At 73.0% G+C, this 13,894-nt stretch carries 12 protein-coding genes; 2 read left to right on the top strand and 10 right to left on the bottom strand.

Annotated features, from left to right (window positions below; all coding sequences use genetic code 11):
* Positions 1-5: 5 nt before the first annotated feature.
* The 3 genes from nadC to nadA are packed head-to-tail and all read right to left on the bottom strand — an operon-like array spanning position 6 to position 3,549.
* On the bottom strand, positions 6-905 hold the full coding sequence (gene nadC, locus ACIA77_RS21350; RefSeq protein WP_395887656.1) for a carboxylating nicotinate-nucleotide diphosphorylase: 900 nt from the start codon (positions 903-905) through the stop codon (positions 6-8).
* Positions 902-2,542 carry an L-aspartate oxidase gene (locus ACIA77_RS21345; protein ID WP_395887655.1) on the bottom strand — a complete coding sequence of 547 codons (1,641 nt, stop codon included), beginning with the start codon at positions 2,540-2,542 and terminating at the stop codon, positions 902-904. The genes nadC and ACIA77_RS21345 overlap by 4 nt, the downstream gene beginning before the upstream one ends.
* A complete protein-coding gene (gene nadA / locus ACIA77_RS21340) occupies positions 2,539-3,549 on the bottom strand; it encodes a quinolinate synthase NadA (RefSeq protein ID WP_395887654.1) in 1,011 nt (336 codons plus the stop codon). The genes ACIA77_RS21345 and nadA overlap by 4 nt, the downstream gene beginning before the upstream one ends.
* 113 nt (positions 3,550-3,662) lie before the next feature.
* Between nadA and ACIA77_RS21335 the strand changes: the two genes are divergently transcribed.
* Together ACIA77_RS21335 and ACIA77_RS21330 are read left to right on the top strand one after the other, a co-directional pair.
* Positions 3,663-4,298, top strand: a complete 636-nt coding sequence (locus tag ACIA77_RS21335; RefSeq protein WP_395887830.1) for an NUDIX domain-containing protein — start codon at positions 3,663-3,665, stop codon at positions 4,296-4,298.
* A gap of 39 nt (positions 4,299-4,337) precedes the next feature.
* Complete coding sequence (locus ACIA77_RS21330) at positions 4,338-5,060, top strand: LON peptidase substrate-binding domain-containing protein (RefSeq protein WP_395887653.1); 723 nt, start codon at positions 4,338-4,340, stop codon at positions 5,058-5,060.
* Here ACIA77_RS21330 and ACIA77_RS21325 read toward each other — a convergent pair.
* The 7 genes from ACIA77_RS21325 to ACIA77_RS21295 all read right to left on the bottom strand — a co-directional run bounded on the left by ACIA77_RS21325 (position 5,057) and on the right by ACIA77_RS21295 (position 13,890).
* Positions 5,057-5,662: a DUF2567 domain-containing protein gene (locus ACIA77_RS21325; RefSeq protein ID WP_395887652.1), complete on the bottom strand. Its 606-nt coding sequence runs from the start codon at positions 5,660-5,662 to the stop codon at positions 5,057-5,059. The two genes, ACIA77_RS21330 and ACIA77_RS21325, sit on opposite strands and share 4 nt — an antisense overlap.
* A gap of 56 nt (positions 5,663-5,718) precedes the next feature.
* Positions 5,719-5,925, bottom strand: coding sequence for a hypothetical protein (locus ACIA77_RS21320; protein ID WP_395887651.1), 207 nt, complete (start codon positions 5,923-5,925; stop codon positions 5,719-5,721).
* Positions 5,912-6,943, bottom strand: a complete 1,032-nt coding sequence (gene bioB / locus ACIA77_RS21315; RefSeq protein ID WP_395887650.1) for a biotin synthase BioB — start codon at positions 6,941-6,943, stop codon at positions 5,912-5,914. The genes ACIA77_RS21320 and bioB overlap by 14 nt, the downstream gene beginning before the upstream one ends.
* 85 nt (positions 6,944-7,028) lie before the next feature.
* Entirely contained in the window at positions 7,029-7,748 is a 720-nt protein-coding gene (gene bioD / locus ACIA77_RS21310) for a dethiobiotin synthase (protein ID WP_395887829.1), read from the bottom strand.
* 57 nt (positions 7,749-7,805) lie between these two features.
* Entirely contained in the window at positions 7,806-9,980 is a 2,175-nt protein-coding gene (locus ACIA77_RS21305; RefSeq protein ID WP_395887649.1) for a bifunctional SulP family inorganic anion transporter/carbonic anhydrase, read from the bottom strand.
* 146 nt (positions 9,981-10,126) lie between these two features.
* Entirely contained in the window at positions 10,127-12,385 is a 2,259-nt protein-coding gene (locus ACIA77_RS21300) for a bifunctional SulP family inorganic anion transporter/carbonic anhydrase (protein ID WP_395887648.1), read from the bottom strand.
* Positions 12,386-12,603: 218 nt separating this feature from the next.
* A complete protein-coding gene (locus ACIA77_RS21295; RefSeq protein WP_395887647.1) occupies positions 12,604-13,890 on the bottom strand; it encodes an adenosylmethionine--8-amino-7-oxononanoate transaminase in 1,287 nt (428 codons plus the stop codon).
* Between the last annotated feature and the right edge of the window lie 4 nt (positions 13,891-13,894).

Below are 13,894 nucleotides of genomic sequence, written 5' to 3'. Positions count from 1 at the left end.
CAGGTTCAGCGCAGGTCCATCCCGAGGTCCAGAGCGGGCGAAGAGTGCGTCAACGCACCCACCGACAGGAAGTCCACACCGGACTCGGCGTAGGCCCTACCACGGTCGAGGGTGAGCCCACCAGAGGATTCCAGCCGCGTTTTCGGGGAAACCGCGTCCCGCCGCGCCACCGCCTCGGCGCACTGCGCGGGCGTGAAGTTGTCCAGCAGCACCTCGTCCGCGCCCGCCGCGAGCGCCTCCTCCAGCTGCACCAGATCGTCGACCTCGACCTCGCACGGCAGCTCCGGCGCGTGCTCGCGCGCCGCCGCCAGCGCGGCCGTCACCGAGCCCGCCGCGACGACGTGGTTGTCCTTGATCAGCACGGCGTCGCCGAGGCCCAGGCGGTGGTTCACGCCGCCGCCGCAGCGCACCGCGTACTTCTCCAGCAGCCGCAGGCCCGGCGTCGTCTTGCGGGAGTCCCGGATCGCCGCGCCCGTACCCTCCACTTCGGACACCCACGCGGCCGTGGCCGTCGCGATGCCGGACAGGCGGCAGACGAGGTTCAGCGCCGTCCGTTCGGCCGTCAGCAGCCCTCGCACGGGGCCGCGCACCACGAGCGCGGGCTCCCCCGCAGGCAGCCGCGAACCGTCCGGTGCCGACGACACGACCTCGTAGTCGGCACCCAGCACCGCGTCGAACACCGCGAGCATCACCGGCAGGCCGGCGACGACCCCGGGTGAGCGCGGCGTCAGCTCCGCGACGGCCCGCGCCGAGGCCGGCACCGTCGACGCCGTGGTGGCGTCGGGGCCGTACCGCAGGTCCTCTTCGAGCGCCGTGGTCACGACACGCCGGACGTCGGCCACTTCCAGCCCGGCCGCGACCAGCGCGCGCTCGACGGCCTCGGAAAACGGGTAGAGCTCGGTCATGCCACACCCTCCAGGGTGATCGGGTCGGCCAGCACGGGCTGGCCGGAGGGGCTGAGCCGGATCAGCTGGCTGCGCCGCCAGTGCCCGGACCGCTCGGGGAAGTCGGTCCGCACGTGGCACCCGCGCGATTCGGTGCGCCGCTGGGCGGCCGCCAGCAACGCCTGCGCCACCACGGTGAGCGCCGCGTCCTCCACGGCGGCGTGCGTCCACAACGGACTGTCCTGCGTGGCCAGGTCGAGCACGGAACCCGCAGCCGCCAGGCCGTCGGCGTCGCGGCCGATCGCCGCGTACCGGCTCATCACGCGCTGCAGCGCGTCGCGCTGGGCCGCCGGCGCCGAAGTCTGCGACGGCAACCGACCGCGCGACGGATCGGGCAGCAGCCCGGCCGCGAGGTCCGCCGCCACTGCCGCGGCCACCCGGTGCCCGACGACGAGCCCTTCGAGCAAGCTGTTGGACGCCAGCCGGTTCGCACCGTGCAGCCCGGTCCGCGCCACCTCGCCGGCGGCGTACAGGCCGGTCACGCTCGACCGTCCGTCCACAGTGGTCACCACACCGCCGCACGCGAAGTGCGCCGCCGGGGTCACCGGGATCGCGTCGACGGCCGGGTCGATCCCCAGCGCCGCGCAGGCCGCGTGGACGGTCGGGAACCGCTTCGCGAAGCCGGCGATGCCGGTGGCGTCGAGGAACACGTGGTCGTCGATCCCGCCCGGCGCCAGCGCCGCCCGCCGCGTGATCGCGGCAGCTACCACGTCGCGCGGGGCCAGGTCGCCGAGCGGGTGCACGCCCGCCATGACCGGCGCACCGGCGCCGTCGACGAGCGTGGCCCCCTCGCCGCGCACGGCCTCGGTGACCAGCGGGCACCGCCCGCGCGCGCCGGGCGTGTAGAGCACGGTCGGGTGGAACTGCACGAACTCGACGTCGGCCACCGTCGCCCCGGCCCGCAGCGCGAGCGCCAGGCCGTCGCCCGTCGCGATCTCCGGGTTCGACGTCGCCTGGTACAGCTGCCCGAACCCGCCGCTGGCCAGCAGCACAGCCGACGCGCGCACCACACCGGGCACGCCGTCGCGGTCGAGCACGGTCACGCCCGCCACTTCACCCGCGGGCGTGCGCAGCGCGTCGACCGCGATGTGGTGCTGCAGCACGGGCACGCGCCGGTCGCCCGCCTGCGCCACGAGGGTGCGCTCGACCTCGGCGCCGGTGGCGTCGCCGCCCGCGTGGATCACGCGGAACGCGCTGTGCCCGCCCTCGCGCGCACGCGCCAGCCCGTCGGTGCCCGGGTCGAACTGCGCCCCGCTGTCCCGCAGCCACTCCACGGCCCCCGGCCCCCCGGCGAGGATCGACCGCGCCGCGTCCTCGTCGCACAGCCCGGCGCCCGCGGTGAAGGTGTCCTCGGCGTGCTTCGCGACGGAATCGTCGAGGTCGTGGTCGCTCTCCAGGACCACCGCGACCCCGCCCTGGGCCCAGCGCGTGTTGCCGTCGGACACGGCCGCCTTGGTCACCACGAGCACGTGGAGCCCGAGCTCCTGCGCCCGCAGCGCGGCCGTCAGCCCGGCCACCCCGCTGCCCACCACGACGAGGTCCGCGCGGGCTTCCCACACCGGAGTTTTCGCCTGGGGAGCGTTAACCGGCGTGGTCATTCGCCGCCGCCGGGCTGCCCGATTTCGATCATCCGCTGCACCGAAGCGCGCGCCCGGGCGGCCGTGTCGGCGTCCACGTGGACCTCGTCGGCGCCCTCGCGCAGGCTCCGCAGCAGGGCGGCCGGCGTGATCATCTTCATGTACCGGCACGACGCTCGGTCGTTCACGGCGCGGAAGTCGATCTCCGGCGCGGCCTTGCGCAGCTGGTGGATCATGCCGATCTCCGTGGCCACGAGCACCGAACGGGCCTTGGTGTCGCGCGCCGCGTGCACCATGTCGCCGGTGGAGAGGATCTTCACGCGCTCCGGCGCCACCGCACCCTCGCCGGCGAGGTAGAGGGCCGACGTCGCGCAGCCGCACTCGGGGTGGATGAACAGGTCGGCTTCGGGGTTCTCCTCGGCCCGGGCGGCCAGCTCGGCACCGTTGATCCCCGCGTGGACGTGGCACTCGCCGGCCCACACGCGCAGGTTCTCCCGGCCGAGCGTGCGCTTCACGTGCGCACCCAGGAACTGGTCCGGCAGGAAGAGAACTTCCTGGTCAGCGGGGATCGAAGCCACCACGTCGACGGCGTTGGACGACGTGCAGCAGATGTCCGTCTCGGCCTTCACCTCGGCTGTGGTGTTCACGTACGACACCACCACCGCGCCCGGGTGCTCGGCCTTCCAGGCGCGCAGCTCGGCACCGGTGATGGAGTCGGCGAGCGAGCAGCCGGCCCGCGCGTCGGGGATCAGCACCGTCTTCTCCGGCGCGAGGATCTTCGCCGTCTCGGCCATGAAGTGCACGCCGCAGAAGACGATCGTGGAGGCGTCGCTGCTCGCCGCGATGCGGCTCAGCGCCAGGGAGTCACCCGTGAAGTCGGCGATGTCCTGGATCTCGGGGACCTGGTAGTTGTGCGCCAGCAGCACCGCGTCGCGCTTGCGCGCGAGCTCGCGAACCTCCTCTGCCCAGTCCGCGTTCGCCGCCACCCCGCCGTAGGGGGTCAGGTCCTGCTCAACCGTGGAAGTCATGTCTGGCCCTCCTGGACCGTGGACGGGTTTTCGCCTTATAATCGAAAACCGTGCGGAGTCATCTTAACACCCAGACCCCCTTGGCCCACGAGGTTCTGTGCGCCGTCCTGCAAGTGCGCTCGGACACACTGCGAGTGCTCCTGTGGCGCCGCGCGCTCGACCCGCACCTGGGCCGGTGGTCGCTGCCCGGCGGCCGGCTGCGCCCCGACGAGGACGTCGAAACGTCCATCCGCCGCCAGCTCGCGGAGAAGGTGGACGTGCGCCAGCTCAAGCACGTAGAGCAGCTCGCGGTGTTCAGCGCACCCGAGCGCGTGCCGGGCCCGCGCGTGGTGGCCACGGCGTTCCTGGGCCTGGTGCCCTCGGACGTCGACCCCGAGGTCCCGGAAGACACGCAGTGGCACGACGTGACCGCGTTGCCGCGCACCGCGTTCGACCACGAGGCGATCGTGCTGCGCGCCCGCGACCGGCTGCGCTCGAAACTGAGCTACACCAACCTCGGTTTCGCGCTGGCGCCCGAGGAATTCACGATCTCGGCGCTGCGCGGGCTGTACTCCGCCGCGCTCGGTTACCGAGTGTCGGCCACCAACCTGCAGCGCGTGCTGGCCCGCCGCGGACTGCTCGTGCCCACCGGGCACACGGCCTCCCCCGGCCGCGCGGGCGGCCGCCCCGCGGCGCTGTTCTCCTTCGCGGGCAAAGGGATGCAGGTCACTGACCCCTTCGCGGTGCTGAAGCCGCCGCCCGGGCGTTGACGGACTGCGGGCGCGCGCCGCTACCCGTACGGTGGACGCGTGACCGAGCCGGAACAAGAGCAGAACCCCAGTGGGACAGCGACACTGCCGTTGTTCCCGCTGCAGACTGTGCTGCTGCCCGGCACGCACCTCCCGCTGCACATCTTCGAACCGCGCTACCGCCAGCTGATCGCCGACCTCGTCGGCGGCACGGTGCCGGGGCGCGAATTCGGCGTGGTCGCGTTGCGGGCGCCGCTCGTCCGTGAAGTTCGTGGTCTAGACCACGTGTACGACGTGGGCTGCAGCACCGTGCTGCGCGAGGCGAAGCGCCTGCCCGACGGCCGCTACGACGTGGTCACCAAGGCCGCCCGCCGCTTCCGCCTGCGTGAGCTCGACTGCACGTCGGCGCCGTACCTCATCGGCGTCGTCGATTGGCTGCCGGACGACCCGGTGCCGGCCGCCGCGGCCGAGACCGGCCAGCGCCTCGCCGACGTCGCCCGCACCGCCCACCGCCGCTATTGCGAGGCCGCCTGGCACGCCGACGACTGGCAGACCCCCGGCGAGGAAGCAGACCTCGCCGAGCTCGCGTACCAGCTCGCCGCCGACTGCCTGCTGCCACTGGAAGACCGCCAGCACCTGCTCGAGGAGACGCACCCGTTGCGGCGCCTGCGGATCATCTGCCGGCTGCTCACGCGGGAGGCCTGGTTCCTCGAAACGCTCAGCGCCGTGCCGCTGCCCCCGACGGAGCTCGCGGACTACTCGAAACCGGCGAACCTGAACTAAGCGAGCCGGCGCCCGAGGTCCTCGCGACCGTTCCACGCCGTCAGCAACGCGTACACCAGCGACGTCATCAGCGGCGCCGCCAGCCACACCCAGCCGGACTCCAGGCGCGGCGCTTCCGCGATGACGGCGCCCAGTGCGGGCGGCGCGTCGATCGCGTACTTCGCGTTCACGAAGGCCACGCCGACCTGCGTGCCGAGCCAGCCCGCGAGCGCGGCACCGCCCGCGGCGGCCAGGAACACGACCGGACCACGGCGTTCGCGCAGCAGCCACACCACGATGCCGATCACCAGGCCCAGCGCGAGCGCCAGGAAACCGTAGATGGCGAGGTCGTCGAAGCGGTGCCAGCTCTCCAGCTCCAGCGGCACGCGCTGGCCGTCGGCCGTCACCACGCGTTCGTGCTGCGGCGGCGCCATGAGCGACCACAGCCAGCCGAGCGGGATGCCGAGCAGGCCGGCCGTCGAGAGCACGCTGACGGCGGGCAGCAGGTCCGCCTTCACCACCACCTTGGGCCGCACCCGGTGGGGCGGGAACAGGTTCGGCACCGACCACGGGTCGGTCACGGCGCTCGACCGGTGTGCTGCCTTACCCGCGGAATCGACCACCCCGGACTCCCTCCCTGCGCGTGTGCGGACCGAGCGTAACCGGTCAGCACCCGCGGTCAACGACTGGCGGTCTCCCCGTGCCGGCTGCACCGCGCGGTCCAGCCGACGGGCGTCACCTGCACGACCATCCGGCGGGCGCAGAACACGCAGTACCGCGGCGGTTCCAGCGCCGTGCGCGGGTTGTGGCACGCGGCGTGGTCGGCACCGCCGGGCGACGGCTGTCCACAGTGGACGCAGCAACCGGGTTCGTCAGAGGGTGTCACTGAGCGCCTTGACGGGCATCTTGAGCTCGTCGAGCATCTTGAGGTCCGCGCTGGCGGGCCGGCCGAGGTTGGTCAGGTAGTTGCCGACGATGATCGCGTTGATACCGCCCAGCATGCCCTGCTCCGCGCCGAGGTCGCCCAGGGTGAGCTCGCGCCCACCGGCGAAGCGCAGCATCGTGCGCGGCATCGCGAGCCGGAACGCGGCGACGGTGCGCAGCGCATCCTTGCCCTCGACGATCTCGAAGTGCTCGTAGGGCGTGCCCGGCTGCGGGATGAGGAAGTTCATCGGCACCTCGTGCGGGCTCAGCTCGGCGAGCTGCACCGCGAACTCCGCGCGCTGCTCCACCGTCTCCCCCATGCCGATGATGCCGCCGCAGCAGACCTCCATGCCGGCGTCGGCGACCATCTTCAGCGTGTCCCAGCGCTCTTCCCACGAGTGCGTGGTCACGACCTCCGGGAAGTGCGAGCGCGCCGTCTCGAGGTTGTGGTTGTAGCGGTGCACGCCCATCTCGACGAGTTCGTCGACCTGCTCCTGGGTGAGCATGCCGAGCGAGCACGCGATCTGGATGTCGTTGCCGTCGGCGCGGATCGCCTCGACGCCCTCGCGGACCTGCGAGAGCAGCCGCTGGTCCGGCCCGCGCACGGCGGCGACGATGCAGAACTCCGTGGCGCCCGTTTCGGCGGTCTGGCGCGCGGCCTTGACGAGGCCCGGGATGTCGAGCCACGCGGAGCGCACCGGCGACGGGAAGCGGCCCGACTGCGAGCAGAAGTGGCAGTCCTCCGGGCAGCCGCCGGTCTTGAGGCTGACGATGCCCTCGACCTCGACCTCCGGGCCGCACCAGCGCATGCGCACCTCGTGCGCGAGCTGCAGGGCCTCGGCGAGCCGCTCGTCGGGCAGCCGCAGCACGGCCAGCACCTGCTCCTCCGACAGCCCGACACCGCGCTCGAGCACCTGTTCGCGGGCGACGGTGAGCACGTCACCGGTGTCCTGGTCGAGCTTCTCCGGGACTGCGGTCACGACGTCTCCTTCTCCTCGGCTGCCTGACTCCGGTACGGGCCCGGCCATCGTCCCCCACCGCGGGCCGCGCGGGGTGCGACTCCCGTCACTTCCCGACGGTCGCGCTCCCCGCGAACGACTCGGGGTCGAACTCCCCGCCGAACCACGGCGAGAGGCCCGACCTGGCCCGTTCGACGAACGTATCGCGATCCACCGCGCCCAGCCCTTCGGGCAGCACCCCGAGCAGGGGTGCCCCTGCCGCGTTCGGCAGGTCCTGGAGGTTCTCCACGGACGCGAGGTCCGGCTCGGCGGGCCACGCGCCGACGACCACGCCCACGACGTTGAGCCCGCGGCGCGTGGCTACTTCAGCGGTGAGGGCCGTCGCGTTGAGCGTGCCGAGCCCGGGCTGGGCGACGACCACGACCGGGGCGCCCAGCGACCACGCCACTTCGGCGAGCCCGCTGCCCTGGGTGTCGAAGCGGACCAGCAGGCCACCGGCACCCTCGATGAGCGTGAGGTCGTGCCCGGCGTCGAGCTCGGCCGCCGCGGCCGCGATCTCGCCGGGGCCGAGCGTCGGCAGGCCGCTGCGCCGCGCCGCCGCCTCCGGCGACAGCGGATCCGGGTAGCGGCGCAGCTCGCGGGTGGTCACGTCCTTGCCGGCCAGCCGCACGACGTCGTCGAGGTCACCGGCCTCGCCGGGTGCGACGCCGGTCTGCGCCGGTTTGAGCACGGCGACGCGCTGCCCCTGCTCGAGCGCCAGCGCCGCGATCGCCGCCGTGGTGATCGTCTTGCCGACGCCGGTCCCGGTCCCCGTCATCACCAGCATGGTCACGGGCCATCAACTTAGTCACCCCCACCGGGACCGCACCACGTCCGGGTGGGATCACCCACGATGCGGGGCCACGGGCTTGCCTGCCGCGACGAACGCACCGGCCGCCGGATCGGACAGGTAGACCTGCGCCGCGCCGACGTCGAAGTACAGGCCGCTCAGCAGCAGCTCACCCCGGGCTTCGGCCGCCGCGACCAGCGGATAAGCCCGTAGGTGGTCGAGTTGCTGCAGCACGTTGTGCAGGGCCAGCCGGTCGGCTTCACGCGCCGGGACCTCGCCGCCGAGCGCCACCGCGCCCTGGCGGTGCAGGCTCGGCTCGGCGTGCCGAAGCCAGCCCGCCAGCGCCGTCCCCTCCGGCGGGCCGTCGGCGAGCGCGCCCATCGCGCCGCACGACGAGTGGCCGCAGACCACGATCTCGCGCACGTTCAGCACGCCCACCGCGTACTCGACCGCCGCGTTCATCGACGGATCGGCCTGATCGGGCGGCACGAGGTTGCCGATGTTGCGCACGGTGAACAGGTCGCCGGGCCCGGACGTGGTGATCAGGTTCGGCACGATCCGCGAGTCGCCGCAGGTGATGAACAGCGTGTGCGGGCGTTGGCCGTCCGCGAGGCCGCGCAGCGTGTCGTGGAGCAACGGCGCCGTGCGGCGCTGGAACTCCGTGGCGCCGCGGTGGGTGCGCTGGCCCGGCAGGCGGACGTCGGCGGCCTGCCAGACCGACCACGGTGCGAGCCAGCGCGGCACCGCCCGGGCGGCCGCCGTGCGCCGCAGTGTGGGCGTGCCCCGCTTGCCCTGGCCGAACCACGGGTGGCCGACCTCGTCGACGACCACCGTGCCACCGGCCCGTTCGTGCGCCTGCTGCCAGCTCGAGAGGCTCTCGAAGGCCGCGTGGTCGAGGTAGTCGGCCACGAGCTCGAGCGTCACCGTCGAGCCGGCCGGGACGTCGCCGAGCACCTTCGACAGGCGCGGCACGGACAGGAACGTGAGCACGCCCTCGATCACCACGCGCCACTGCTCGCCGTCGCGTTCGGCGTGCACCCCGGTCCAGACGGTGCGGCGCACCACCAGGAGCACCGCGAGGGCGATCCCGGCGAGCACTCCCGTCAGCAGGTCGAACACGACGACGCCGGCCAGCGTGACGAGGTAGAGCGGCAGGTCGCCGTGGCGCAGCACTTGCCTGAGGTGGCCGGGGTTCACGAGCTTCACGCCGACGTGCACCAGCAGCCCGGCGAGCGCGGCCAGCGGGATGTTCTCGATGAGGCCCGCGAGCGCCACCACGAACACCAGCACCCACACCCCGTGCAGCACCGCGGACGCGCGGGTCCGGGCACCGGCGGCGACGTTGGTGGAGCTGCGCACGATCACGCCCGTCACGGGCAGGCCGCCGAGCGCGCCGGACACGACGTTGGCGGCGCCCTGGCCCACGAGCTCGCGGTCGAGGTTCGCGCGCGGCCCGGTGTGCAGCTTGTCGACGGCGACGGCCGACAGCAGGCTTTCGACGCTCGCGATGAGCGCGATCGTCACCGCGGCGAGCGCGACGTCGGCCCAGCCGTCGCCGGGCAGCTGCGGCGCGAAGCGGATCTGCAGCAGGTCGCCGGGCAGCTCCACCCGCGGCAGCGTCAGCCCGGCGACGACGGAGGTCACCGTGGCCACCGCGATCGCGGCGAGCGGCCCCGGCACCTTGCGGACGGCGGCGGGCAGGCGCGGCCAGACCACCAGGAGCACGATGGTGAGCAATCCGATCACCGCCGCGGCGTCGTGGTGCGCGACGACCTGCGCGGGCAGCTCGGCGATGTTCGCGAGCGAGGAGCTCTGCGCCTGGCCGCCGAGCACCACGTGGAGCTGGCCCAGCACGATCGTGACGCCGATGCCCGCGAGCATCCCGTGCACGATCGCCGGCGAGATCGCCAGTGCCGCCCGCGCGATGCGGCTGAGGCCCAGCAGTACCTGCACGGCGCCGGCCAGCACCGTGATCAGGCACGTGACGGCCCAGCCGAACGTGCTGATCGTCTCGGCCATGATCACGGTCAGCCCGGCCGCGGGCCCGCTGACCTGCAACGCCGAGCCGCCCAGCGCCCCGGCGACCACGCCGCCCACCACGGCGGCGATCAGCCCGGCGACGATCGGCGCGCCGGACGCGAGCGCGATCCCCAGCGACAGCGGGACGGCGACGAGGAAGACCACGAGCGAGGCGGGTACGTCGTGGCGAAGCACGGCAGTTCGGCTCATGATCACCAGGTAACCCGATTGTGGGTTAAATGTTCGCTATGTCCCACTCGATGGCATGAATTTTTACGACGGATCCCACTTTCGGGTTGCGCAGTGCCCGATCACCGGTACCGGTGCGGAGCCGCGGCCCCGCACCGGCTTCGCGGTCAGTGCACCGCCACCCCCGCCGGGACGAAACCGCGGCAGGCCGCGTCCAGCAGCGACACCTGGGCGGCGCCGACGTCGAAGTACATGCCCGTGAGCCTGAGCTCGCCACGGGCCAGCGCGGCGGCGACCACCGGGAACGTGCGGAGGTGCTCGAGTTGCTGGACCACGTTGTGCAGGGCCAGCTGGTCGCATTCGGCGGCCGGCCGGTGGCCGTCGAGCAGCAGCGCCGGTTCGGCCGCGCGGCGGCGCAGGGTGGCGTCGCCGTGGCGGAGCCAGTCGCCGAGGCTGTCGAGGCCCTCGGGGGCCTGGCCGAGCAGCGCCTTCATGGCGCCGCAGGACGAGTGGCCGCACACCACGATCTCCGGCACCGCCAGCACGCCCACGGCGTACTCGATCGCCGCGCCGACGGACGCGTCGCCAGTCGTCGGCACGAGGTTGCCGATGTTGCGCACGGCGAAGAGGTCACCCGGCCCCGACGTGGTGATCAGGTTCGGCACGATCCGCGAATCGCCGCAGGTGATGAACAACGTGTGCGGACGCTGGCCGTCCGCGAGACCGCGCAGCGTGTCGTGCAGCAACGGCGCCGTGCGGCGCTGGAACTCCGAGGTCCCGCGGACGAGCGGCGACGCGCCGTCGGCGCCGGGCCGCTGCTCGGGCACCAGCACGTGCTCGGCCTGCCACTGCGACCACGGCGCGAGCCACCGCGGCAGCACGCGCGCGGCCAGGCTGCGCCGGACCGTCGGCTCCCCGGAACTGCCGCGGCCGTACCAGGGGTGCCCGATCTCATCGACGAGCACGGTGCCGCCCGCCTTGACGTGGCTCTGCTGCCACCCGCGCAGGCAGTCGAACGCGGCGTGGTCGAGGTAGTCGACGAGCAGCTCGAGCGTCACGTCGGCCCGCTCGGGCACGCCGGCGAGCACCTTCGTCAGGTGGGGCACCGAAAGGAACGTCAGCGCGCCCTCGATGACCACGCGCGTGCGCTGCTCACCGACCTCGACGTGCACGCCGGAGTGCACCATCCGCCGCAGCATGAACGCGAGCGCGAGCAGCACGCCGGCCGCGACGCCGGTCAGCAGGTTCACGAACACCGCACCGGCGAGCGTCACCGCGTACACGGCGAGGTCGCCGTGGCGCAGCACTTCCTTGAGCGCCGCCACGTTCACGAGCTTCGCCCCCACGTACACGAGCAGCCCGGCCAGCGCCGCGAGCGGGATGAACCGCAGCACACCCGTCAGCAGGAGGCAGAACGCCAGGATCCAGACGGAGTGCAGGATCGCGGACGCGCGGGTCTTCGCACCCGCCTGGAAGTTGGTCATGCTGCGCACGATCACGCCGGTGACGGGCAGCCCGCCGAGCGCGCCGGAGGCGACGTTCCCGGCACCCTGCCCGATCAGCTCGCGGTCGAGGTTCGTGCGGCGGCCGCCGCGCAGCTTGTCCACGGACACCGCGGACAACAGGCTTTCGAGGCTCGCGATCAGCGCGACGGTGACGGCCGCGAACGCCGCGCCGCCCCAGCCACCCGAGGGCAGCTGCGCCACGAGCCCGACCGACGGCAACCCGGCCGGCAGGTCCACGCGCGGCAGCGACATCCCGGCGGCGACCGACAGGCCCGTCGCGAGCGTGATGGCGGCGAGCGGCCCGGGGACCTTCCGCACCGGTGCGGGCAGGCGCGGCCACCCCAGCAGGATCGCGACGGTCAGCACGCCGATCAGCACGGCCTGGTCGTGGTGGCCGACGATCTGGCCGGGCAGCGCCGCGAGGTTCGCCAGCGCGGAGCCCTGGGCCCGGCCGCCGAGCACCACGTGGAGCTGGCCGAGCACGATCGTCACGCCGATGCCGGCCAGCAGGCCGTGGACGATCGCGGGCGAGATCGCCAGCGCGGCCCGCGCGAAGCGGCACAAACCGAGGAGGATCTGGACCAGGCCGGCGCCGACGGTGATCGCGCACGTGACCGGCCAGCCGTAGGTGGTGATGGCGTCGGCGAGAACCACGGTCAGCGCGGCGGACGGCCCGCTGACCTGCAGGGCCGATCCGCCGAGGAAGCTCGCGACCAGGCCGCCGACGACGGCGGAGACGAGGCCTGCGAGCAGCGGCGCGCCGACAGCGAGCGCGACGCCGAGGGAAAGCGGCACGGCCACGAGGAAGACGACCACCGAAGCCGGCAGGTCGTGGCGCAGGAGGGTCTGGAGGGACTGGGCGGCGCGAGCGCGGCGGGACGGGGGTCCGGTGTCGTGCTCTCCGCGAACGATCTCGATCATGGCGCCAGGAAAGCGGAAAATGATCAAAAAGTCCGCTACGCGAATGATCTTCGCCTTAGCTTGTGAACCGGAGAACTAGGACGGCTCGGTCATTTCACGCAAACCGGTCCAAAATCGTCGAACCGCCCCGGTCCTGAACGGTGACTTCGGACCAATTCACATCACTGACCGTGCACACTCCCTCATTCATGAGCCCCGTCACACCCGGTGGGGTGAATTCAGGCTTTTTCGGCCGCCGCGAGCATCGCCGTGGTGATCACGGCCAGGTCGGCGTCGTCCGTGACGTACGGCGGCATCGCGTACACGAGGTCGCGGAACGGCCGCAGCCACGCGCCCTCGGCGGTGACGACATCGGTGGCCACCCCGAGGTCGACCTCGTGGTCGAGCTGCAGCACACCGATCGCGCCCAGCACCCGGACATCGCGCACGTGCGGCAGCTCCCACGCCGGCGCCAGGCCGCGCCGCAGCCGGGCCTCGAGGCGCGCGACGTCCGCGGACCAGCGGCCTTCGGCGAGCAGGCCCAGCGACGCGTTGGCGACAGCGGAGGCGAGCGGGTTGCCCATGAACGTCGGGCCGTGCGCGAGCACCGGCAGGTCGCCGCGCGAGATGCCGTCGGCGATCTCGGGTGTGCACAGCGCCGCGGCCATCGTGAGGTACCCGCCGGTGAGCGCCTTGCCGAGGCACAGCACGTCGGGCGTGACGCCGGCGTGCTCGGCCGCGAACATCCGCCCGGTGCGGCCGAAGCCGGTGGCGATCTCGTCGAACACCAGCAGCACGTCGTGCTCGCGCGTCAGCTCGCGCAGCGCCCGCAGGTAACCGGGGTGGTGGAAGCGCATGCCGCCGGCGCCCTGCACCACGGGTTCCACGACCACCGCGGCCAGCTCGCTCGCGTGCCGCTCCAGCGCCGCGGCCAGGGTGTCCACATAGGACTGGTCGACGGGCTCACCGAACCCGCTCGGCGGTTCGGGCACGAACACCTGCTCGGGCAGGACGCCGCGCCACAGCGAATGCATGCCGCCGTCGGGATCGCAGATGCTCATCGGCGTGAACGTGTCGCCGTGGTAGCCGCCGCGCCACGTCAGCAGCCGCCGCTTGCCCGGCAACCCGCGCGAACGCTGGTACTGCAAGCACATCTTCACCGCGACCTCGACCGACACCGAACCCGAGTCGCACAGGAACACGTGCTCGAGACCGTCGGGAGTCAAGTCCACCAAGGACTTCGCCAGCGTCACGGCCGGTTCGTGCGTGAGACCGCCGAACATCACGTGGCTCATCCGCCCGGCCTGCTCGGTGAGCGCGGCGTCGAGCACCGGGTGCCGGTACCCGTGCACCGCCGCCCACCACGACGACATCCCGTCGACGAGCTCACGGCCGTCCGCGAGCTTCAGCCGCACCCCGCTCGCCTCGGCCACGACCAGCGGCGCCACCCGGCCCGGCATGGGCGCGTACGGGTGCCACACGTGCGCGGCATCGAGGGCGAGCAGGGCGTCGGCGCTGGTTTCCACGCGC

Origin of the sequence: Amycolatopsis sp. NPDC051903 (assembly GCF_044452505.1) — a bacterium.
In the GTDB taxonomy this organism is placed as follows: domain Bacteria; phylum Actinomycetota; class Actinomycetes; order Mycobacteriales; family Pseudonocardiaceae; genus Amycolatopsis.
This window is presented reverse-complemented; position numbering and strand designations above follow the sequence as displayed.

Excerpts from the sequence above, each read along its gene's own strand:
- nadC (WP_395887656.1), bottom strand. The coding sequence starts at position 905 with ATGACCGAGCTCTACCCGTTTTCCGAGGCCGTCGAGCGCGCGCTGGTC.
- ACIA77_RS21345 (WP_395887655.1), bottom strand. The coding sequence starts at position 2,542 with ATGACCACGCCGGTTAACGCTCCCCAGGCGAAAACTCCGGTGTGGGAA.
- nadA (WP_395887654.1), bottom strand. The coding sequence starts at position 3,549 with ATGACTTCCACGGTTGAGCAGGACCTGACCCCCTACGGCGGGGTGGCG.
- bioD (WP_395887829.1), bottom strand. The coding sequence starts at position 7,748 with ATGCTGGTGATGACGGGGACCGGGACCGGCGTCGGCAAGACGATCACC.
- ACIA77_RS21305 (WP_395887649.1), bottom strand. The coding sequence starts at position 9,980 with ATGAGCCGAACTGCCGTGCTTCGCCACGACGTACCCGCCTCGCTCGTG.
- ACIA77_RS21300 (WP_395887648.1), bottom strand. The coding sequence starts at position 12,385 with ATGATCGAGATCGTTCGCGGAGAGCACGACACCGGACCCCCGTCCCGC.